Raw genomic sequence first — 21,248 nt, 5'->3', positions numbered from 1 at the left:
TAATGTTTTAGTCAACAATTTTTTAGTTTTACGAGTAGTTTAATTTGCTAATTCTAATTATATTTGTATTTTACTATTTGCATTAGAATAATTGTGGTATAATATAATCATTGTTAAAATAAGTTAATCATAGGAGATTGTAAATGATTTTTGCATTAGATGTTGGAAATACGAATATTGTACTTGGAGTATTTGGAAGTGATTATAAGATGCTTCATTCTTGGCGCATTGCCACAGACAATACTAAAACTGAAGATGAACTTTATGTTATTATTCGAAATTTCTTCATTGATAAAGGAATAAAGTTTGAAGATTTTGATGGGGTAGTTATTTCAAGTGTTGTTCCAAAGATGATGTTTGCTCTAGAACTACTGAGTAAAAAATATTTTGAAAAAGAACCAGTTGTAGTTTCGGCGGAAATTAATACTGGAATAAAAGTTCCGGAACCTTATAGTAGTAAACTTGGAGCGGATCGTGTTGTTGATATCGTTGGTGCGAAAGTTAGTTCTTATTTACCTGCTATTGTTGTGGATTTTGGGACGGCTACTACATTTGACTGTGTAGATGAAGATATGAATTATCGTGGAGGAATTATCTGTCCAGGTATGAATATTAGTGCAGAAGCTCTGTATTCAAGAGCTGCTAAGTTACCAAGAGTAGAATTTGAAGCTGTAAATACTTCTTTAGGATTAGATACAACTAGTCAGATGCAAGCGGGATTATTCTATGGTTTCTTGGGTCAATTTGAAAATATTATCAAGCATCTGAAACAAGATTTAGGTAAAGATTATAAAGTAGTATTAACAGGTGGTCTATCTAAATTTATAGCCAAATATAGTGATGTAGTTGACGTAGTTGATGAAGAATTAACGCTAAAAGGTATTATTGAATTATATAAAATGAATAAAGAGAAATAATATTATTAGTGAATAGAAAAGAATTGAAGATTTACCACTCTAGACAGAGAGGTAAATCTTTTACATGAAATAAATAAAGATAACTCATTAGATATTTAAAAGGAGGCTAGTAATAATGAAAATTACTGTTTTTTGTGGAGCTAATAATGGTAGAAATGAAGCATATAAAGAAAATGCTAAAGAACTTGGTAAGTGGATTGCTAATAATAATCACACATTAGTTTATGGTGGTGGTAAAGTTGGATTAATGGGTGTTATAGCTGATACTGTCTTGGAAAATAGTAGTGAAGTTATTGGTATAATGCCTCAATTTTTAGTAGACAGAGAGATTAGTCATACTGGTATTACTGAATTTATTATTGTTGATGACATGTCTATAAGAAAGGAAAAGCTTGTTGACTTAGGTGATGTATTTGTTGCTTTGCCAGGAGGTCCTGGAACATTAGAAGAAATATCACAGGTGATTTCATGGGTTCGAGTAGGTAAAAAAGATGCACCATGTATTTTTATGAATATTGATGGATACTATGATTTTCTAGAACAATATTTTGATAAGATGGTTGAAGAAGGGTTTTTAACTAAAGAAGATAGACAAAGGACATTATTTACTGATAATGTAGCTGAAATGCATGAGTTTATTAGAAATTATAATAATAAATAAGAGAAGATGTTGTTAAGTTAACGAGGTTTACCAAAAAGTCCTGAATTTTAAAAAAGTGACTCAATAAAGTCTTGTTTCTTAAAAAATCACGATTTTTGAGTTACTCCCGTAAATATATAGACAATAATAGAAATTAAATGTATAATAGAAAATCGTAAGAAATTTATAGAAGTATAAGAATTTGAAAGGAATAAATTTTAATGAAAGATTATTTAATTAGAGGATTAGCCTTTAATGATGAAATTAGATTTTTTGTGACAAAAACTACAGATTTAGTAGAAGAAATTAGACAAAGACACGATGCGTATCCAACGGCGATTGCAGCAGTAGGACGTACTGCTACAGTTACTACTATGATGGGAGCGATGCTTAAGAGTGGAGATAGAATTGATGTAGCTGTGCGTGGAGATGGACCTGTAGGAACTATATACGCTTCGTCAAATGAACTTGGAGAAACTACAGCATACGCGAAAAATATGCAAGTTCATATTCCAAGTAATGCACAAGGGAAACTTGATGTAAAAGGAGTAGTAGGTGGTGGAAATATCACTGTAGTACGTGATTTAGGATTAAATGAAAAATATACTACTACATCACCGATAGTATCAGGAGAAATCGCTGAAGACTTCACATACTACTTTGCTGCTAGTGAACAAGTACCTTCTGCAGTATCTTTAGGAGTATTAGTAGAAACTGATAATTCTGTTATAGCTGCAGGTGGATTTATTCTACAAGTACTTCCGAATGCTACTAGTGATACTATAACTAAGATTGAAAAAGCAATTAGTAATATTAAGCCTATTTCTACGCTTATTCATGAAGGAAAAACTCCAGAAGAAATTGCAAATATTATCTTTGGTGGAGAAGAAAACTACCGTATCTTAAATAAGAACGATGTTGAGTTCAAATGTACATGTTCTAAAGAACGCTATGCTGATGCTTTGGTAACATTAGGGAAAGAAGAATTAGAAGATATTGCAAAACAAGAGACAACAGAATTAGTTTGTGCATTTTGTAAAGAAAAATATCATTTCTCTCAAAAAGAAATAACTGACTTATTAGACAATTTAAAATAATATTATGAATAAAGAGCCTTAATGAATAACATTTCATTAGGCTCTTGAATTTTCAATGAAAGTTTGGTATCATAAATAAAATTACTCAAAGTTTATATAGGAGGAGTTATGGAATTACTAAGAGAAATGGTTATTACCGATGGTAAAGTTTATGATAATAATGTCCTTAAAGTTGATTCATTTTTAAACCATCAAATCGATGCTGGTTTAATGATGAAAATGGCAGAATCTTTTTACGAGTATTTTAAAAAAGAGAAGATAACAAAGATTTTGACAATTGAGGCAAGTGGTATTGCACCAGCGATTATGGTTGCGAATTTATTTAAAGTGCCGATGGTATTTGCTAAAAAGAGTAAGCCATCTACTTTGAAAAATAATGATGTGTATACTGCAGAAGTTCACAGCTATACTAAAAATATAACTAATACTATAGTAGTTTCTGAGAAATTCATTAATAAAGATGATAAAGTTCTTATAGTCGATGATTTCCTTGCTAATGGGCAAGCTACTCTTGGTCTTATGGAAATAGTAGAAAAAGCTGGTGCCAAAACAGTAGGTGTAGGTATTTTAGTAGAAAAAAGTTTCCAAGATGGTAGAAAATTATTAGATGAGAGAAATGTAAATGTTTGTTCTTTATGTAGAATTGCTTCTCTTGAGAATAATGAAGTTAAATTTAATATATCTGATGATGAAAAATAAGAAAGGATTTTAATAAAATGTGGGAAAATAAATTTCAAAAAGAAGGTTTAACATTTGATGATGTACTTTTAGTACCAGCAAAAAGTGATATCTTACCTAAGAAGGTTGATTTAAAAGTTAGTCTAACGGAGAAAATCAAATTATCAGTACCTGTTATTTCTGCTGCAATGGATACAGTAACAGAACACAAAATGGCGATTGCAATGGCACGTGAAGGTGGTCTAGGGGTTATTCACAAAAATATGAGTATTGAAGAACAAGCTGAGCAAGTAAGAAAAGTTAAACGTTCGGAAAGTGGAGTAATAACTGATCCTTTCTTCCTTACACCAGACAGCTTAGTATATGAAGCAGAAGAGTTAATGCAACAATACAGAATTTCAGGTGTACCTATTGTTAACAATGAAAAAGATATGAAAGTAGTAGGAATTATTACTAACCGTGATATGAGATTCTTAACTGATTTCGATATTAAAATTAGTGAAGTAATGACTAAAGAGCACCTTATTACTGCTCCAGAAAAAACTACTTTAGAAGAAGCTAGTGGAATTTTACGTAGCCATAAAATTGAGAAATTAATCTTAACTGATGAAGAAGGAAAATTAACAGGATTAATTACAATTAAAGATATTGAGAAATTAGCTAAATACCCTAACTCAGCAAAAGATGCTAAAGGACGTTTATTAGTAGCTGGATCTGTTGGAATTACAAACGATACAGTTGAACGTGTAGATGCTTTAGTAGCTGCTGGTGTAGATGCTATTGTAGTTGATACAGCTCACGGACACTCTAAAGGAGTATTAGATGCTGTTAAAACACTAAGAACTAACTATCCTAATTTAGATATCATTGCAGGTAATGTAGCAACTGGAGAAGCTGCTCGTGATTTATTTGAAGCAGGAGCAGATGTTGTTAAAGTTGGTATTGGACCTGGATCAATCTGTACTACGCGTGTAGTTGCAGGGGTAGGGGTGCCACAAGTAACTGCTATTTACGACTGTGCGACAGTAGCTCGTGAATTAGGAAAAACAATCATCGCTGATGGTGGAATTAAATATACTGGTGACGTAGTAAAAGCTATCGCAGCTGGAGGACATGCCGTAATGTTAGGATCTATGCTTGCTGGTTGTGAAGAGTCACCAGGTGAATTAGAAATCTTCCAAGGTAGAACATTTAAAACGTACCGTGGAATGGGATCAATTTCTGCAATGGAAAAAGGATCTAAAGACCGTTACTTCCAAGAAGATGGTAAAAAGTTAGTTCCAGAAGGAATTGAAGGACGTACACCTTATAAAGGTGCTGTTTCTGAAACAATTTACCAAATCATCGGAGGATTACGTGCAGGTATGGGTTACACTGGTTCACGTGATTTACGTGCACTTCGTGAAAACTCACAATTTGTTCGTATGACAGGTGCAGGATTAATCGAATCTCACCCACACGATGTTCAAATCACAAAAGAAAGTCCAAACTACTCTAAATAATAATATGAATAACAAAGAAGGTAGGAACTTTAATTTTAAGTTCCTACCTTTATTTACTAAATTTGTTTAGTCAAATCTATCATTTCAAGAAGACCTTGGGCACAATCGCTACCTTTGTTTCCTGCTTTCGATCCAGCTCTTTCGATAGCTTGATCGATATCTTCAGTAGTTATAACTCCGAACATAACAGGAATATCACTATTAAGACTAATGTGACCAACACCTTTTGCAACTTCATTACAAACTAGATCATAGTGACTAGTACTTCCACGAATAACACTTCCTAATGTAATAACACCATCATATTTATTTGTAGCTACTAATTTTTTTGTGATAAATGGAATTTCAAATGCTCCTGGAACCCAGTAAACATCGATATTTTCTTCTTTTACTTCATTTCTAATTAGGGTATCCTTAGCTCCACCTAATAATTTAGACGTAATAAATTCGTTAAAACGAGCTACTACGATTGCTACTTTAATATCTTTACCTATAAATTTTCCTTCAAATGTTGTCATAATAATATTCTCCTTAAATGTCTAAAAAGTGATTAAATTTTATTTTTTTTGTTTGTAAATAATTTTTGTTTTCTTTATGGGGTTTTATATTTATTGGAACTCTATCCACGATATTTATTCCTAAAGAAGTTAGCTGTTCTACTTTGTCAGGATTATTAGTTAGAAGTTTTACCGATTTAATTCCTAAGTAATCAAGCATATCTACGGCGATAGTATAGTCCCTTTCATCAGGAGCGAAACCTAACTGTACATTAGCTTCGTAAGTATCAACGCCTTGTTCTTGCAGTTGATATGCAAGAAGTTTATTTCTTAATCCTATTCCTCGTCCTTCCTGACGTAGATAAAGAACTGCACCACGACCTAAGTCGGAAATTTTTTGAAGTGCTGCGTGTAGTTGTTCACCGCAGTCACATCTATGAGAAGTGAAGACATCTCCAGTTAAACACTCTGAGTGAACTCGTATTAATAATGGTTCTTCAGAAGTTAAATCACCTTTACTGATGATTAAGTGTTCTTTATTAAATTCATCTTCGAATAGCTGTAAATCAAAATCCCCAAATTCTGTAGGTAATTTTACTTTAACGCTATCTTCAAATGACAAAAAACGTGTCAGCTCATCTAAATCAACAACCGTTAAATCCCATTTTTTAGCGAATTCATACAAGTCATCTCTTCTAGCCATAGTGCCGTCTTCATTCATAATTTCACAGATGTAAGTAGCTTCTGCACTATTAGCTAATTTAGCTAGATCTATGCTTGCTTCCGTGTGACCGCGACGAACTTTAATTCCACCATCGCGACCGATAAGTGGGAACATATGTCCAGGTCTATTGAAATCTTCAGGTCTAGAATTTGGGTTTGCTAATTCTTTTATAGTTGTTGCTCTTTCAAAAGCTGAGATTCCCGTAGTTGATGTTTTATGGTCAACGCTCACTGTAAATGCAGTCTGGTGTGGATCTGTATTTTTATCTAACATAGAGTGTAGATTTAATCTTTTTGCGATTTCAGTTGAAACTGGGGCGCAAATTAAACCACGACCATGTTTTGCCATAAAATTAACAGTTTCGCCAGTAACAAGTTCTGCTAGGCCTACTAAATCTCCTTCAGCCTCTCTGTCATCATCATCGATAAGAACGATTAATTTTCCAGCTTTTAAATCTTCTATTGCTTTTCTTACGTTATTAATCATTAAACTTTCCTCCAAATAGTTTTAATTGAGCTTTAATGTATTTTGCTAATATATCTGTTTCTATATTTACACTGTCACCAATTTTTAATTTTTCTAAATTTGTATGCTTAGCAGTATGCGGAATTAGCGACACCGTAAATTTGTTGTTATCACAAGTTACCACTGTTAAACTTATTCCATTAATTGTAATAGATCCTTGGTTAATTATTTCACCTTGGAATTTGCTAGGGTATGAAAAAGTAAGTAGAATGGCATTTTCATCTTTTTGCCTTGCTGCTAACTGTGCTAAACCATCACTGTGTCCAGAAACTATATGACCTTCGAATCTGTCTGAATGCCCCATTGCAGGTTCTAAGTTGACAGCATCATTTATTTTTAAATCTTTGAATGTGGTTCTTTTATAAGTTTCTGGCATAATATCTACAGTGAACTGTGATGAACTTTTTTGAACACATGTTAGACATACACCGTTTACCGCCATACTATCACCAATTTTGTATGTTTCTAGTAAATTCTTACTCGCTTGAATAGTCAGTTTTATACTATGACTAGATTTAATAATTTTTACTATTTTTCCTTGTTCTTTTATTAATCCTGTAAACATTGAGAAACTCTCCTTCCTGAGACACGTATATCTTCGCCAAGCTTGGTAATCTTAGTATCGTGAAGTTGTATTTTTTCATTTGTTATCCTATTGCTAGTGAATGATGAGGTATTGTTCCCTCCTAAAAGAATAGGGGAGATATAGGTTATGACTTCATCCCAATAACCACTAGCTAAAAATTGATCATGAATGTTAGGTCCACCTTCAACATAAACCGATTGAATACCGAGTTTAGCAACTTCAGATAAAATTTCTTTTATACTGAATTCTTTAGGTGTAATTATAGTAACGTGTGAAGGTAAGTTTTTACATTTTTGTTTTGTAAAAACTATAACTTCAGATAAACTGTTGTTAAATAAATTCAGATTATTATGTTCAAAGATATCTCCGTCAGCATCTAGGACAATTCTTTTTGGTGGGAATAATGAAGTGTTAGCTCCAGTTAACTTCGGATTGTCTGTTAAAACAGTTCTAGCACCTACTAAAATTGCTTGATAATTATCTCTTTCATTTCTAACAAAATCATAAACGTCTTTACCGGTAATTTGAGTTCTTTTGTTAGTGAAGGCTAGTTTTCCATCAAGACTAGTGGCTTGCTTTAAGACTACATAAGGTCTTTTCTCACTATGAAATAGATTATAAGCATAGTTTAAATTATAAGCCTCTTTTTCAAGAACACCAGTTATTACTTCTATACCATTGTCTTGCAAATATTTGATACCTTTTCCGCTAACGAGAGGATTAGGATCTAATTGAGCAACAACTACCTTAGAGATACCCATTTCTACTATAGTATCTGTACAAGGTGGTTGTTTACCTTTATGATTACAAGGTTCTAAAGTAACGTAAAGCGTTGAATTAAATAATTTTTCAGGAGTTTCGCATGTAGAAATTGCATTTTTTTCAGCGTGCTCACATCCGTAACGAAGATGTGAACCTCTTGCGATAATTTCATCATCTTTTACTATAATTGCTCCTACTATGGGATTAGTATGTGTATACTTAGTACCACGCTTGGCTTCAAGTAGAGCAAGCTTCATAAAATATTCATGCACATTATCAACTCCTTTCTAAATAATAAAAATCCCAATTACATTTGAATGTCAAATTTAATCGGGATTGATGGTTAGTTTTATATTCTATTAATAGACCTTAGTGCTTTTAGATTCACTATAGGCTATAAAAATATTCTCAATAAGTATAAGGTATTTTATCTTAATACTATTAATTTCTTCTCCCATCCAGACTATACTGTCGGTTCTGGAATTTCACCAGATCAGCTTGCGCTCACGGACTTCTAGTAAACTAGTCACCGCCGATTGGGACTTTCACCCGACCCCGAAGAAATATTTAATTCTGACTTAATATTAACACTAATGAAAACGGTTGTCAATAATAAAAAATAAAAACTATCACAAAATATAAAATATATGATGTGATAGTTTTGTTTAATTTATTATAAGAATTGTGCTAAACAAACGATAAGTATAATAATTGGAAGTACATATCTTAGTAAAAATAACCATACTTTGAATAATAACAAGCTTGATTTTTTATTTTCATCGATGTGTAATTGCTCCAGAGCTACTTTTTTATCAAGTACATATCCTGTGAATATTGATAATGCAAGACAGCCAAGTGGCATTAGAATATTAGAAACTAAGAAATCCATTAAATCAAAAATTGTTTTTCCAAATATTAATGTATTAGATAGTGATCCGTAAGATAGAGCAGAAGGAATTCCAACGATGAAAGTTAAGATTCCGATGATTACACTAAATTTAGTACGGTTAGTATTTCTCTGATTAGTTATATTTCCTACATTAATTTCTAACATTACTACTGATGAAGTAATAGTGGCGAATAAGAATAATATTAAGAATAAGATGTAGAAAATTTTACCGAAAGCCATATTGTTAAATAATTGTGGTAATACTATGAATAATAGACTTGGTCCACCTTCAGATTCCATACCGAATGAACTCATCGCAGGGAAGATTGCAAGACCAGCCATTACTGACACTGCAATATTCATTAATACAACTGAGATACCAGATTGAACAAGATTAGTTTTTCTATCAAGATAAGAAGCATATGTAAGCATAGCTGTAACCCCGATTGATAATGCGAAGAATGATTGCCCTAGTGCAAATAAAATACCAGAACTAGTGATTTTAGAGAAATCTGGTTTTAAGAAATAAGTAACACCGTTCATCGCGTTAGGTAATGTTAATGATCTTGTGATAATTACCAGGAAGATGATGAATAATAACGGCATCATGATTTTTGATGCTTTTTCAATACCTTTTTGAACTCCACGAGATACTATATAAATATTCAATAAGATGAATAATGCTTGTGCTCCTAATGCAATCCAAGTGTTAGAAATAATACTAACAAAAAGTGCTGCATGATCTGAAGTAGAGTGGGCACCAAGTGCATCTGCGATTGAAATACCAAGATATACTAAAATCCATCCACCGATAACACTATAGAATGATAGTAAGATGAATAGGGCAAATCCACCAATGTAACCAATAACATTGTATTTTTTATTTTTTCCTAATTTACCGAAAGTTCTAATCGCTGAAACACCAGCGCCGCGACCAAGCACGAATTCCGCAAGCAGAAGTGGTAACCCGATTAATAATGTGAAAATAAGAAAGACTAATAAGAATCCACCTCCACCGTTAGCTGCGGTCATATAAGGGAACTTCCATACTGCACCTAGTCCTATTGCAGAACCTGCAGAAGCAAGTATGAATCCTATTTTCGAACTCCATTTTGAATTGTCTGACATAAGTTTTCCTCCTAAATCTAATTTAAAAAATAAGTAAAAGCTATTTAGAAAATACTAAATAGCTTTTAAAACATAAATAATATGATACTCAAGACCATTTAGTATTTTTACCAATGGCCAAAAAACAAACTTAACTAGCCATTGTAGACATCGTTGCACTTATATCTACAATGCTATGAGATATAAGTGCTGCTAAAATGGCACAAAAAAGTATTCTCTTTTACTAGTTAAAATAGTGTTTTTCATTAGTGAGTAGCTCCTTTTTATAATTGTTGTTAAAATCTTAACATTTATCTGAAAAATTGTCAATTATTTTTTTGAAAAAATTATGAATTTGAGAATGAAAAGTGATGGAAATCTATGTATATATTGAAAACTATATTTTAAACGTCTAAAAAATAATTGACTATTATACTCACTTATTAATTAGTTGTGGTAATAATTTTATTGTTGAAATCAAAGATTGTTTTGGAAGAAGTTGATATTGTTCAGATGTAGTAATGAATATAATGTGAAAATGAAGAAGGTATTTTTGGTAATAGTAATAAATTTTAGAGGAACTTATAACCATAATTAAGAGAAGTCAAGTTTATTAAAGTATTTAAAAAACAGATTCTAGAAAATCTAGAATCTGTTTTTTTATTTTTATTCATTATCTAATTGCATGTAAACAACTTGAGTAGTTAAGTATTCTTCTAAACCATGTTTACCGTCTGCTCCACCGATACCAGATTTACGGCGTCCAGCGTGGAATCCTTGCATTGCTTCAAAGTTTTCACGGTTGATGTATGTTTCACCGAATTTTAGACCATTAACTGCTTTGAAAGCAGTATTTAGGTTAGTAGTATAAACTGATGAAGTTAATCCGTATTCTGAATCATTAGCATATTCTAATACTTCTTCTAAAGTTTTGAATGTAGCAATTGGGATTACAGGCCCGAATGTTTCTTCTTTCATGATGTTCATTTCATTAGTTACATCAGTTAATACGGTTGGACCAAAGAAGAATCCAACTTGGTTTTCATCACGAGTTCCACCGTAAGATAGAGTAGCACCTTGTTTTACTGCATAAGCAACTTTTTCAGCAACAGCGTCTACAGCACGTTTTTCGATAAGTGGACCGTAATCTACGCCACCTTCTTTATTTGGATCACCGAATTTAACTTTATCAAGCTCAGCGAATAATAATTTTTCGAATTCATCTTTAACATCTTCGTGTACATAAACTCTTTCTGCGCAGTTACATACTTGACCAGAGTTAATTACACGAGAAGCAACAATTGCTTTAGCAGCAAGATTTAGGTCTGCATCTTTAAAGACGATAGCTGGTGCTTTTCCTCCAAGTTCTAAAGATACATTGGTAATGTTTTCGGCAGCTGCTTTCATAACTTCTTGTCCAGCAGTTAAACTTCCTGTTAAACTTACTAAACCAACTTTAGGGTTAGAAGCCAATCTATTACCTACTGTAGCACCTAATCCGTGAACTATATTAAGTATTCCTTTAGGTAGACCAACCTCTATACAAATTTGACAAAAAATGTCAGCATTAATTGGTGTTAATTGACTAGGTTTAATAACGATTGTATTCCCTGTAAGTAAAGCTGGTGCGGCTTTTCTAGCGGTTAAGAAGAATGGGAAGTTCCAAGGTAAGATACCAGTAGTTACTCCGTGAGGGCGTTTGAATAGGAAGATATGTTCATCTTTTCTATCACTTTGAATAATTTCCCCTTCATATCTTCTCGCCCATTCAGCCATATAATCTAAGTAATCAGCAGTGAATAGTACTTCTACTTTTGCTAAATCAAAAGTTTTACCACCTTCGTTAACAATAGTTTGAGTAATTTCAGGTTCACGTTCACGAATACGCTCTGCAATTTTTCTTAAGTATGCGCCTCTTTCAACTGCTGGTAATTTTTCCCAGTCACGCTGTGCAACTTCTGCGATATCAATTGCACGGTCTACATCTTCCCTAGTAGAAGAAGGTACTTTTGCTATTACTTCTTCATTTGATGGATTTAGCACGTCAAGGTAATCATAATTTGAAATATTTTCAAATTCTCCATTGATAAAATTTTTTAAAACTTTAACTTCGCTCATAGTTTAATTCTCCTTTTTCTTTTTAGTAAGTAAACGTTACCATTTCTTGCTAACATTATATATTATGAAAAAGTATAAATCAAGTGTTTTGTTTAAGTTTTTTATATATATTTATATATTTAAAGATTGTTTCGAATAATTTTAATAAAAAAATTGTATATGTATATTTTCAAAAATAAGTGTTAATTAATGTAGAAGATAAAAAAACAAAAAAATATAGATGTCTGTAATATAGCAAATAAAACGCATATAAAAAGAAATAGGATTATTAATTTTATAAAAATAAACTTTTGTACTTGTTACAGATTAATGTTAAATTTAATATTTAACACATTAAGTAACTAAAGTAAATAATAAGAAAAAATTTCTCAAGCAAAATTATTTCCATATTCAATATGTTTAGTGGTATAATTTTAGAATAAGAAATAATTAGGAGGTTCATCAATGAAACAGAATATAGGAGTTATTGGTTTATCAGTAATGGGAAGTAACTTAGCTTTAAATATTGCGGACAACGGATTTAAAGTTGCGGTATTTAATAGAACAACAACAGTTGTTGATAAAATGCTAGAGGAGCACCCACATAAAAATGTAATAGGAAGATACTCACTACAAGAGCTAGTTGACGGTCTAGAAAAACCTAGAAAAGTTGTTTTAATGGTTAAAGCTGGGTTTGCTGTTGACAGTTTAATAGAACAATTAACACCTCTACTAGAAAAAGGTGATATTATTATCGATGGAGGAAATTCATTCTTCAAAGATACTCAAAGAAGATACGATTTATTATTAGAAAAAGGAATCAACTACTTCGGTGTTGGTGTATCAGGAGGGGAAGAAGGTGCAAGATTTGGTCCTGCTTTAATGCCTGGTGGAGATGAAAAAGCATATGAAGAAATTCGTCCAATTTTAGAAGCTATTGCTGCTAAAGTTAACGATGTTCCTTGCTGTAGCTACACTTCAACTGGTGGAGCAGGTCACTATGTGAAAATGGTCCACAATGGTATTGAGTATGGGGATATGCAATTAATCTCTGAAGCTTACAAAGTTCTTAAACACTTAGGTGGATTTACTAATGAAGAATTACAAGAAACTTTTGAAGAATGGAATAAAGGTGAATTAGAATCTTATCTAATTGAAATCACTGCAAATATCTTCAAAGTTAAAGAAGAAGATGGAAGTTACTTAGTAGATAAAATCTTAGATAAATCTCAACAAAAAGGTACAGGGAAATGGACTAACGAACAAGCTATTGATTTAGGAATTGATGTATCAGTTATTACAGCTGCTTTAAATGGAAGATATATGTCAAACCTTAAAGAAGAACGTGTGCGTGCTGAACAAGAGTTTACTCGTAAACCTTACGCAGTTGTAGAAGATAAAGAAAGATTAAAAAATATTGTAAAAGATGCATTGTTTATTTCGAAAATTGTATCTTATGCACAAGGATTTAAATTACTACAAGCTGCTGAAAAAGAATACAACTGGACTTTTGATTATTCACAAATTGCTAAGATTTTCCGTGGAGGATGTATTATTCAAGCGAAAATCTTACAAAACATTATCGAAGCATACCAAAATAATCCAAAATTAGAAAACTTAATTTTTGATCCATTCTTTAAAGAAGTAATCGAAACAAGACAAGATAGTATACGTGAAGTTGCTGCATTAGCAATTACTAACAGATTACCACTAAGCGCTATGACATCTGCAGTTTCATACTTAGATATCTATACTACAGCGAACAGTGGTGCTAACTTAATTCAAGCGCAACGTGACTATTTTGGAGCACATACTTTTGAAAGAACTGACAAAGAAGGAAGTTATCACTATGACTGGGTTGGAAACAATGAGAAATAAAACAGCTATAACACTTTTTGGGGGTACAGGAGATTTAACATACAGAAAACTGTTGCCTGCATTATATAACTTAAATGGATTAGGTAAATTAGCCGATGATTTTAAGATTGTTGTAATTGGACGTAGAGAATACTCGCAAGCGGATTATATTAATATTGTTCGTAATTGGGTAAAAGAACATGCTCGTACTAAGTTTGATGATGAACAATTTGAATCTTATGCTAAGAGAATTATTTATTTCAAAATGAATATGACGAATGAAGACGATTATGCAATGCTTCAAGAGTTTTATGCAAGAGAAGACATACAAAACCATGTATACTATTTTGCGGTAGCACCTTCATTTTTCATGACTATTACGAATGGACTTAAAAAACATTGTTCTGAAAATAATGCGAAGGTTATTATTGAGAAACCATTCGGAGAAGATTTAGAAAAAGCGGGATTATTAAATAATGAGCTTGAAAAATTCTTCAATCAAGATGAAATTTATCATATTGATCATTACTTAGGTAAAGAAATGATTCAAAACATTCTTTCTTTACGTTTTAAAAATATAATATTCAAAGGTATTTGGAATAAAGATTTCATCGAAAATGTTCAAATTACTGCTGCTGAAACAGTAGGTGTAGGGACTAGAGCTAGTTACTACGATAAGAGTGGAGCCTTAAAAGATATGGTTCAAAATCATTTGCTACAAGTATTATCACTAGTAGCTATGGAAGAACCTAAGGGGACAGAAAGTAGTAGAATTCATGAAAGTCAGTATAATCTTCTCTCAGCGCTTAAACCAATTGAAGATGTTCGTGACAGTTTAGTAATGGGGCAGTATGAAGGATATCTACAAGAAGAAAATATTCCTGCTGATTCTAAGACGGAAACATATGCAGCTCTTAAATTATATGTAGATAATGAGCGTTGGCAAGGTGTACCATTTTTCATAAGAACAGGTAAGAAAATGGATAGCCGTGAAACTCAAGTTGTTGTTCAATTTAAAGCTGTTGGAGATGTGCCTGGTAATGTATTGATAATTAGAATACAACCAGATGAGGGTGTTTATTTCCAATTTAATGCGAAAAAACCGGGAACAGAAAAAGAGCTTCAGCAGATTTCACTAGATTTTTGCCAAAGTTGTATTTTAGAAAATAGAATAAATACTCCTGAAGCATACGAAAGATTATTAGACGCGTGTTTTAAAGGGGATCGTTCTTTGTTCTCGCAATGGGATCAAATTGTAGCTTCATGGACATTTGTAAATGACTTAATAGCTAAGTACGAAGAACAAGGTTCTCCATTATATACTTATGAACAAGGTTCAAAAGGTCCTAAAGAAGCTGACAAACTAGTTAATTGGGTTAAATAGATTATTAAATGTATTGTGTGAGTAAAGTCATACAGTACATTTAATTTTTATAATTTGAAAGTTTAGGCGTTAGAATTGCAAAGTTTACGATATCAGATATGTGTAGTATAATGAAAAGGTGAATAAAAATAGAGAGTTTGAAAAGGAGCAATAAATGAGACTTTTAGATTCAATGTTAGAGTATAATGAATATTTTGTGAGATTTGAGGAATATCAAAAATATAAAACGGAAGATAAATATCCTGCAAAGAGAGTAGTGATGTTTACATGTATGGATACAAGATTAGTGGAGTTAGCAACAAAATCCCTAAACTTATCTTCAGGAGACGTGAAAGTAGTAAAAAATGCTGGTGCAATTTTAACTCACCCATTCGGTTCAATAATGAGAAGTTTGATAATAGCAGTTTATATGCTAAAAGCAGATGAGATTATCGTTATGGGACATCATGATTGTGGTATGCAAAATATAGATACTAATTTAATTATGGAAAAAATGCAGAATAGAGGTGTAGGTAAGGAAACTTTAGATATTTTGCAGTATTCAGGACTTGATTTAAGTTCATGGTTACATGGTTTTGATGATGTTAATGAAAGTGTGGCGCACGACGTTGATATGATAACAAAACATCCATTGATTCCAAAAGATGTACCAGTTCACGGATTAGTTATTAATCCAGAAAATGGAAAAGTAGACTTAGTTGTAAATGGATATAATAATTTAAGGAATTAGAGAGGGGAACTTAAGTTGAAAAAAATACTAATACTAAATACAGGGGGTACTATTTCTATGAGCGAGGACCAGAGAACTGGGAAAGTTGCTCCAACTGATAGTAATCCTATAGGTGCTGGTGGAAACATATTCTCTTATATTGGAGATTTGCATGTTGAAGATTTATACCATCTAGCATCACCTCAAATAACTCAAAATGAAATGTTAGGTATTAAAAACAGAATAAACAAAGCTGTTCAAGAAGGGTATGATGGTGTAGTGGTTACTCATGGTACGGATACTCTTGAAGAAACAGCATATTATCTAGAGTTAACTCTAGATGTAAATATTCCAATTGTTATAACTGGAGCTATGCGTTCAAGTAATGAAATAGGAGCAGACGGGCTAGCAAATCTTAGAAGTTCTTTAGTAGTTGCTACCGATGATGAAAGTATCGATAAGGGAGTTTTAGTAGTGATGAATGATGAAGTTCATACGGCGACCTATGTTACTAAGACGCATACAACCAATGTTGCTACGTTTCAAACCCCAACATTTGGTCCAATAGGCCTTGTATCAAAAAACAATGTTATATATTTCCAAAAATTGATAAAAGAAGAGCATTATAATGTTAGTACTACAGAAAAAAGAGTATATCTATTAAAAGCGTATGCTGGAATGGATGGAGAGTTAATTGATGCTGTTGTTGAATTAGGAGTAGACGGTCTAGTAATAGAAGCTTTAGGAGCAGGAAACTTACCTCCCAAAACTGTCCCAGCAATTAGAAACTGTATTGAAAAAAATATCCCTGTTGTTTTCGTTTCCCGTGCTTTTAATGGAGTAACTCAAGATGTTTATGACTATGAAGGTGGAGGAAAAAGATTCCAACAAGATGGGGTTATTTTTACAACTGGACTAAGTGGTCAAAAAGCTAGAATTAAATTAATGATTTTATTAGAGGCGGGTATTCCGTTTGATAGGTTACGAGAGTTGTTCTAGTAATTTTTAGAATTGATACTAATATGCGTAGAAGGTTGAATATTTTTTGCAATTATGGTAGTATATTAAAAGATTAAAATTAGGATAGAGGTGTAAAATTGAAATTTAAATATCATAAGTCGTATAGAGGTTTTTATCTATTAGATGAAAATAAATTTAAGCGACCTTACCAAAAATTAGATCAAGAAAAAACATTAAAAAACTTAGATAGGGAAACTGAGTTTAGTAAAAATGAAATATTAGATATAGAAGATGAATTCGTAGTTTTTGTTGATAAGAATGCTAATCAAGTAGTTAAGTCAAAAATAGTTAAAAAAGAAAATAATAAGGAAAAAACAGGAGAAGTAGATTTTGAAGTTTTAGAATTAAAGTATAAAATTCCTAGACTTTTATTGAAAAAGCTATACAGTATTATTTCGGAAAATTCTAATAAAGCAGCGCACGACTTACAATCAGTATTAACTGTATTAGAGAATATAACATTTGCTGATAGTTTATTTTCTTCAAAAATTAAGAAAATATTCTATTATAGTGACAGTGAATTAGAGAACTTACTTGCTAGATACAATTTTGATAATATTAACGTCGCTGACTTGAAAAAAGATATTGAAGTAAATTATCCTAGCCAATACATCTCTGAGTTACCAATAGATTATAAAGAATATGAAATGATATTTGTATTTTATTTCATAATCCAAATTGAATTACTAACAATCTTGAAATAAAAAATGAATTTTTTGATTGAAATTTTTCTGTAAGGACTTGATTTTTTGTTAGGTCTTTGCTATAATTTTAATCAGAAAGTTTATTTTTTTAAAATAAGTTGGTCGGGAAACGACCTAACCGGACAAGTCATGTCCATAAATAAATTTTCAATTCTATAGGGGAAACATAAGATGGATATTTTACATTTGTTACATATGCAAAGTAGACTCGTGCCTGAAATGTTTATGAAATTTAATAATAGATATGAACTATTGGTTACAATTAAAGTTAATCAACCTGTTGGTCGAAAAACATTATTGAATTTTATCAATATGACAGAAAGGCAATTACGTACAGAATGTGAAGTTTTATCCAAGTTAGGGTTGATTACAAAAAATGCTACAGGAATGAGTGTTACTGAAAAAGGAGAGATTCTTCTTCTAGAGATAAAAGAAGCGGTTATAAACGATGTCTTCGCAAAAGAAAGAAGTTTTATAAAGAACCATTTTTCATTAAAACAAGTTCATATAGTTGCTGGTGACTTTATTAATAATGAAGCCACTAGAGAAGAAATGACAAGCCTGCTTTTGGATAAGGTTAATGCTAAAATAACTAAAGATTGCGTAATTGGAGTTAGCGGAGGAAGTACAATGTACTACATAGCCGGCAAAGCTAATGCAACATTTGGTTATGGAAAAAATGTTACTATAACACCGATAAGAGGTGGTCTATCTGTGGTGGATACTGAGTATCAAGCAAATGATATAGCTTCTAAAATGGCTAAAAATTCTGGTCATGCATATCAATTGTTACACGCTCCAGATAATATAGGACAAAAAGCATTAGAGGAGCTTATAAAAGAGCCTGTTGTAAAAAATGCACTTGATGTTATAGAAAAAACATCCATAATTATCCATAGTATAGGAAATGCTTTTGAAATGGCAGAAAGACGTAAATCGTCTAAAGAAGTTTTAGAAGTGTTAAATGAGAAAAAAGCTGTTAGTGAATCATTTGGAAGTTATTTCGATGAGAACGGCGGTGAGATATTTAAAACCTCTACTATAGGTATGAGTTTTAAAGATGTTAATGGCATTGATAATGTCTTTACGATAGTTGGTGGAGAAGCGAAAGCTGATGCGGTGTATAGTTATCTAAACACTAAACCGGCAAATGCAACGCTAATTATTGACGAGGCTATTTGCAAAAAAATAATAAAAAAAGTTAATAAAAATTTTTAGGAGGAACTAAAAAATGACAGTAAAAGTAGCAATTAACGGATTTGGACGTATTGGACGTCTTGCATTAAGAAGAATCCAAAATGTAGAAGGGATTGAAGTAGTAGCAATTAACGATTTAACACCAGTTGCTCAACTAGTTCACTTATTAAAATATGATACAACTCAAGGTCGTTTTGATGGAGAAGTATCAGCAGCAGAAGGAAGTATCGTAGTAAACGGTAAAGAAATCAAAGCTTTCGCTAATCCAAACCCAGCTGAATTACCATGGGGAGAATTAGGAGTAGACGTAGTATTAGAATGTACTGGTTTCTTCACTTCTAAAGAAAAAGCTGAAGCTCACGTTAAAGCAGGAGCTAAAAAAGTTGTAATTTCTGCTCCAGGTGGAAATGACGTTAAAACAGTAGTTTACAACGTAAACCACGAAATTTTAGATGGATCTGAAACAGTTATCTCTGGTGCTTCATGTACTACTAACTGTTTAGCTCCAATGGCTAAAGTATTAAACGACAAATTCACAGTTGTAGAAGGATTAATGACAACTATCCACGGATATACTGGAGACCAAAACACACTTGACGCACCTCACCGCGGTGGAGATTTACGTCGTGCTCGTGCTGCAGCTGAGAACATTGTACCTAATACAACTGGTGCTGCTAAAGCAATCGGATTAGTAATCCCAGAATTAAACGGTAAATTAGATGGAGCTGCTCAACGTGTACCTGTACCAACAGGATCATTAACTGAATTAGTAGCTGTAGTTGAAAAAACTGTTACAGCTGAAGAAATTAATGCTGCTATGGAAGCTGCGGCTAACGAATCATTTGGTTATAACGTAGATCCAATCGTATCTTCTGATATCGTAGGAATTTCTTATGGATCATTATTCGATGCAACTCAAACAAAAGTATTAACAGTTGGAGACAAACAACTAGTTAAAGTTGTATCTTGGTACGATAACGAAATGTCTTACACTGCTCAATTAGTAAGAACATTAAAATACTTTGCAGGATTAATCAAATAATCTAATTAGGTAATAAATAAGAGTAGATAAGATATAAGTTGATTTTGACTTATATCTTGTCTCATATATTCCAAAAATATTTAAAAGGAGCTTTCCATGAAGAAATCTATTAAAGACTTAGGTAACTTACAAGGGAAAACTGTCTTAATGCGTGTTGATTTCAACGTGCCTTTAAAAGATGGTGTAATTACAAACGATAATCGTATTACTGCAGCATTACCAACTATTGAGTATGCTTTAAATCAAGGAGCTAAAGTAGTAGCGTTCTCTCACTTAGGACGTGTTAAAGAAGAAGCTGATAAAGCTTCAAAAAGTTTAGCGCCAGTTGCTAAAAGATTATCAGAACTATTAGGTAAAGAAGTAAAATTCGTAGCTGAAACTCGCGGAGCTGAATTAGAAGCAGCGGTTAAAGGATTAAATGAAGGTGAAATCTTAATGTTCGAAAACACTCGTTTCGAAGATGTAGATGGTAAAAAAGAATCTAAAAATGATCCAGAACTTGCTAAATATTGGGCTTCTCTAGGTGATGTGTATGTAAACGATGCATTCGGTACAGCTCACCGTGCTCACGCTTCAAACGTTGGTATTGCATCTAACATTGGTGAAGGGAACTCTGCTTCTGGATTCCTAGTAGATAAAGAAATTAAATTTATCGGTGGAGCAGTTGATAATCCAGAAAGACCACTTGTTGCGATTTTAGGTGGAGCAAAAGTTTCTGATAAAATTGCAGTAATTGAAAACTTATTAGATAAAGCTGATAAAGTAATCATCGGTGGAGGTATGGCTTATACTTTCATGAAAGCACAAGGTAAAGAAATCGGGATTTCACTTTGTGAAGATGATAAAGTTGAATATGCTCGTGAACTTATGGCAAAAGCTGGTGATAAATTAGTATTACCAATCGATACAGTTGTAGCTAAAGAGTTCTCAAATGATGCACCTAGCCGTGTTGCTGAAGGTGATATTCAGCCTGATGAAGAAGGATTAGATATTGGTCCTAAATCTGTTGAATTATTCAAAAACACTCTTGAGGGAGCAAAAACTGTAATTTGGAACGGGCCAATGGGTGTGTTCGAAATGCCAAACTTTGCAAAAGGTACAATTGGTGTATGTGAAGCTATTGCTCACTTAGAAGGAGCTACTACTATCATTGGTGGTGGAGATAGTGCAACAGCAGCTATTTCTTTAGGATATGCAGAAAAATTCTCACACATTTCTACAGGTGGGGGAGCTTCTCTAGAATACCTAGAAGGAAAAGTATTACCAGGAATTGATTCATTATCAAATAAATAATTTTTTAACTCAAGGAGAGTA

Annotated in this window: 19 protein-coding genes and 1 riboswitch; of the genes, 13 read left to right on the top strand and 6 right to left on the bottom strand. The window is 32.4% G+C overall.

Annotated elements, in window-relative coordinates; translation table 11 throughout:
- The first annotated feature begins 143 nt into the window (after window positions 1–143).
- From GEMHA0001_RS00250 to guaB, 5 genes are all read left to right on the top strand, one after another.
- A complete protein-coding gene (locus GEMHA0001_RS00250) occupies window positions 144–917 on the top strand; it encodes a type III pantothenate kinase (RefSeq protein ID WP_004263104.1) in 774 nt (257 codons plus the stop codon).
- Window positions 918–1,032: 115 nt separating this feature from the next.
- Entirely contained in the window at window positions 1,033–1,578 is a 546-nt protein-coding gene (locus GEMHA0001_RS00245; protein ID WP_004263094.1) for an LOG family protein, read from the top strand.
- A 200-nt stretch (window positions 1,579–1,778) separates the two neighbouring features.
- A complete protein-coding gene (gene hslO, locus GEMHA0001_RS00240; protein WP_004263045.1) occupies window positions 1,779–2,654 on the top strand; it encodes an Hsp33 family molecular chaperone HslO in 876 nt (291 codons plus the stop codon).
- Window positions 2,655–2,762: 108 nt separating this feature from the next.
- On the top strand, window positions 2,763–3,353 hold the full coding sequence (locus GEMHA0001_RS00235; RefSeq protein WP_004263076.1) for a xanthine phosphoribosyltransferase: 591 nt from the start codon (window positions 2,763–2,765) through the stop codon (window positions 3,351–3,353).
- A gap of 17 nt (window positions 3,354–3,370) precedes the next feature.
- Entirely contained in the window at window positions 3,371–4,834 is a 1,464-nt protein-coding gene (gene guaB / locus GEMHA0001_RS00230; protein WP_004263068.1) for an IMP dehydrogenase, read from the top strand.
- A 56-nt stretch (window positions 4,835–4,890) separates the two neighbouring features.
- Here the strand turns inward: guaB and ribH are convergent, their stop codons facing one another.
- The 6 genes from ribH to aldA all read right to left on the bottom strand — a co-directional run bounded on the left by ribH (window position 4,891) and on the right by aldA (window position 12,042).
- Complete coding sequence (gene ribH / locus GEMHA0001_RS00225; RefSeq protein WP_004263049.1) at window positions 4,891–5,352, bottom strand: 6,7-dimethyl-8-ribityllumazine synthase; 462 nt, start codon at window positions 5,350–5,352, stop codon at window positions 4,891–4,893.
- Between the two features lie 13 nt (window positions 5,353–5,365).
- Window positions 5,366–6,541: a bifunctional 3,4-dihydroxy-2-butanone-4-phosphate synthase/GTP cyclohydrolase II gene (locus tag GEMHA0001_RS00220; protein WP_040464155.1), complete on the bottom strand. Its 1,176-nt coding sequence runs from the start codon at window positions 6,539–6,541 to the stop codon at window positions 5,366–5,368.
- Complete coding sequence (locus tag GEMHA0001_RS00215; RefSeq protein WP_004263116.1) at window positions 6,534–7,145, bottom strand: riboflavin synthase; 612 nt, start codon at window positions 7,143–7,145, stop codon at window positions 6,534–6,536. Before GEMHA0001_RS00215 ends, GEMHA0001_RS00220 begins: the two co-directional genes overlap by 8 nt.
- Complete coding sequence (gene ribD / locus GEMHA0001_RS00210; protein ID WP_004263088.1) at window positions 7,130–8,200, bottom strand: bifunctional diaminohydroxyphosphoribosylaminopyrimidine deaminase/5-amino-6-(5-phosphoribosylamino)uracil reductase RibD; 1,071 nt, start codon at window positions 8,198–8,200, stop codon at window positions 7,130–7,132. Before ribD ends, GEMHA0001_RS00215 begins: the two co-directional genes overlap by 16 nt.
- 170 nt (window positions 8,201–8,370) lie before the next feature.
- A riboswitch (FMN riboswitch) is annotated at window positions 8,371–8,495 on the bottom strand.
- A gap of 106 nt (window positions 8,496–8,601) precedes the next feature.
- Window positions 8,602–9,945: a sodium-dependent transporter gene (locus GEMHA0001_RS00205; RefSeq protein ID WP_004263119.1), complete on the bottom strand. Its 1,344-nt coding sequence runs from the start codon at window positions 9,943–9,945 to the stop codon at window positions 8,602–8,604.
- Window positions 9,946–10,590: 645 nt separating this feature from the next.
- Window positions 10,591–12,042: an aldehyde dehydrogenase gene (gene aldA, locus GEMHA0001_RS00200; protein ID WP_004263059.1), complete on the bottom strand. Its 1,452-nt coding sequence runs from the start codon at window positions 12,040–12,042 to the stop codon at window positions 10,591–10,593.
- Window positions 12,043–12,486: 444 nt separating this feature from the next.
- Between aldA and gnd the strand changes: the two genes are divergently transcribed.
- From gnd to GEMHA0001_RS00160, 8 genes are all read left to right on the top strand, one after another.
- Window positions 12,487–13,899 carry a decarboxylating NADP(+)-dependent phosphogluconate dehydrogenase gene (gene gnd, locus GEMHA0001_RS00195; protein WP_004263092.1) on the top strand — a complete coding sequence of 471 codons (1,413 nt, stop codon included), beginning with the start codon at window positions 12,487–12,489 and terminating at the stop codon, window positions 13,897–13,899.
- A complete protein-coding gene (zwf, locus tag GEMHA0001_RS00190) occupies window positions 13,871–15,262 on the top strand; it encodes a glucose-6-phosphate dehydrogenase (protein ID WP_004263071.1) in 1,392 nt (463 codons plus the stop codon). The genes gnd and zwf overlap by 29 nt, the downstream gene beginning before the upstream one ends.
- Window positions 15,263–15,416: 154 nt before the next feature.
- Window positions 15,417–15,992, top strand: coding sequence for a beta-class carbonic anhydrase (locus tag GEMHA0001_RS00185; protein ID WP_004263138.1), 576 nt, complete (start codon window positions 15,417–15,419; stop codon window positions 15,990–15,992).
- Between the two features lie 15 nt (window positions 15,993–16,007).
- A complete protein-coding gene (locus GEMHA0001_RS00180; RefSeq protein WP_004263037.1) occupies window positions 16,008–16,970 on the top strand; it encodes an asparaginase in 963 nt (320 codons plus the stop codon).
- 98 nt (window positions 16,971–17,068) lie between these two features.
- Complete coding sequence (locus GEMHA0001_RS00175) at window positions 17,069–17,695, top strand: hypothetical protein (protein ID WP_004263107.1); 627 nt, start codon at window positions 17,069–17,071, stop codon at window positions 17,693–17,695.
- A 195-nt stretch (window positions 17,696–17,890) separates the two neighbouring features.
- Window positions 17,891–18,913, top strand: coding sequence for a sugar-binding transcriptional regulator (locus tag GEMHA0001_RS00170; RefSeq protein WP_224207467.1), 1,023 nt, complete (start codon window positions 17,891–17,893; stop codon window positions 18,911–18,913).
- A 13-nt stretch (window positions 18,914–18,926) separates the two neighbouring features.
- On the top strand, window positions 18,927–19,934 hold the full coding sequence (gene gap, locus GEMHA0001_RS00165) for a type I glyceraldehyde-3-phosphate dehydrogenase (protein ID WP_004263128.1): 1,008 nt from the start codon (window positions 18,927–18,929) through the stop codon (window positions 19,932–19,934).
- A gap of 96 nt (window positions 19,935–20,030) precedes the next feature.
- Complete coding sequence (locus GEMHA0001_RS00160) at window positions 20,031–21,227, top strand: phosphoglycerate kinase (protein ID WP_004263110.1); 1,197 nt, start codon at window positions 20,031–20,033, stop codon at window positions 21,225–21,227.
- The last annotated feature ends 21 nt before the right edge of the window (window positions 21,228–21,248 follow it).

It is taken from the genome of Gemella haemolysans ATCC 10379, from assembly GCF_000173915.1.
Taxonomy (GTDB): Bacteria; Bacillota; Bacilli; order Staphylococcales; family Gemellaceae; genus Gemella; species Gemella haemolysans.
The sequence above is the reverse complement of the archived record's forward strand: the minus strand, read 5'-3'. Positions and strand labels throughout refer to the sequence as shown.

Bases quoted from the DNA above. Each gene is read 5' to 3' on its own strand.
- GEMHA0001_RS00250 (WP_004263104.1), top strand. From the start codon at position 144: ATGATTTTTGCATTAGATGTTGGAAATACGAATATTGTACTTGGAGTA.
- GEMHA0001_RS00245 (WP_004263094.1), top strand. From the start codon at position 1,033: ATGAAAATTACTGTTTTTTGTGGAGCTAATAATGGTAGAAATGAAGCA.
- hslO (WP_004263045.1), top strand. From the start codon at position 1,779: ATGAAAGATTATTTAATTAGAGGATTAGCCTTTAATGATGAAATTAGA.
- GEMHA0001_RS00235 (WP_004263076.1), top strand. From the start codon at position 2,763: ATGGAATTACTAAGAGAAATGGTTATTACCGATGGTAAAGTTTATGAT.
- guaB (WP_004263068.1), top strand. From the start codon at position 3,371: ATGTGGGAAAATAAATTTCAAAAAGAAGGTTTAACATTTGATGATGTA.
- ribH (WP_004263049.1), bottom strand. From the start codon at position 5,352: ATGACAACATTTGAAGGAAAATTTATAGGTAAAGATATTAAAGTAGCA.
- GEMHA0001_RS00220 (WP_040464155.1), bottom strand. From the start codon at position 6,541: ATGATTAATAACGTAAGAAAAGCAATAGAAGATTTAAAAGCTGGAAAA.
- GEMHA0001_RS00215 (WP_004263116.1), bottom strand. From the start codon at position 7,145: ATGTTTACAGGATTAATAAAAGAACAAGGAAAAATAGTAAAAATTATT.
- GEMHA0001_RS00205 (WP_004263119.1), bottom strand. From the start codon at position 9,945: ATGTCAGACAATTCAAAATGGAGTTCGAAAATAGGATTCATACTTGCT.
- aldA (WP_004263059.1), bottom strand. From the start codon at position 12,042: ATGAGCGAAGTTAAAGTTTTAAAAAATTTTATCAATGGAGAATTTGAA.
- gnd (WP_004263092.1), top strand. From the start codon at position 12,487: ATGAAACAGAATATAGGAGTTATTGGTTTATCAGTAATGGGAAGTAAC.
- zwf (WP_004263071.1), top strand. From the start codon at position 13,871: ATGACTGGGTTGGAAACAATGAGAAATAAAACAGCTATAACACTTTTT.
- GEMHA0001_RS00185 (WP_004263138.1), top strand. From the start codon at position 15,417: ATGAGACTTTTAGATTCAATGTTAGAGTATAATGAATATTTTGTGAGA.
- GEMHA0001_RS00170 (WP_224207467.1), top strand. From the start codon at position 17,891: ATGCAAAGTAGACTCGTGCCTGAAATGTTTATGAAATTTAATAATAGA.
- gap (WP_004263128.1), top strand. From the start codon at position 18,927: ATGACAGTAAAAGTAGCAATTAACGGATTTGGACGTATTGGACGTCTT.
- GEMHA0001_RS00160 (WP_004263110.1), top strand. From the start codon at position 20,031: ATGAAGAAATCTATTAAAGACTTAGGTAACTTACAAGGGAAAACTGTC.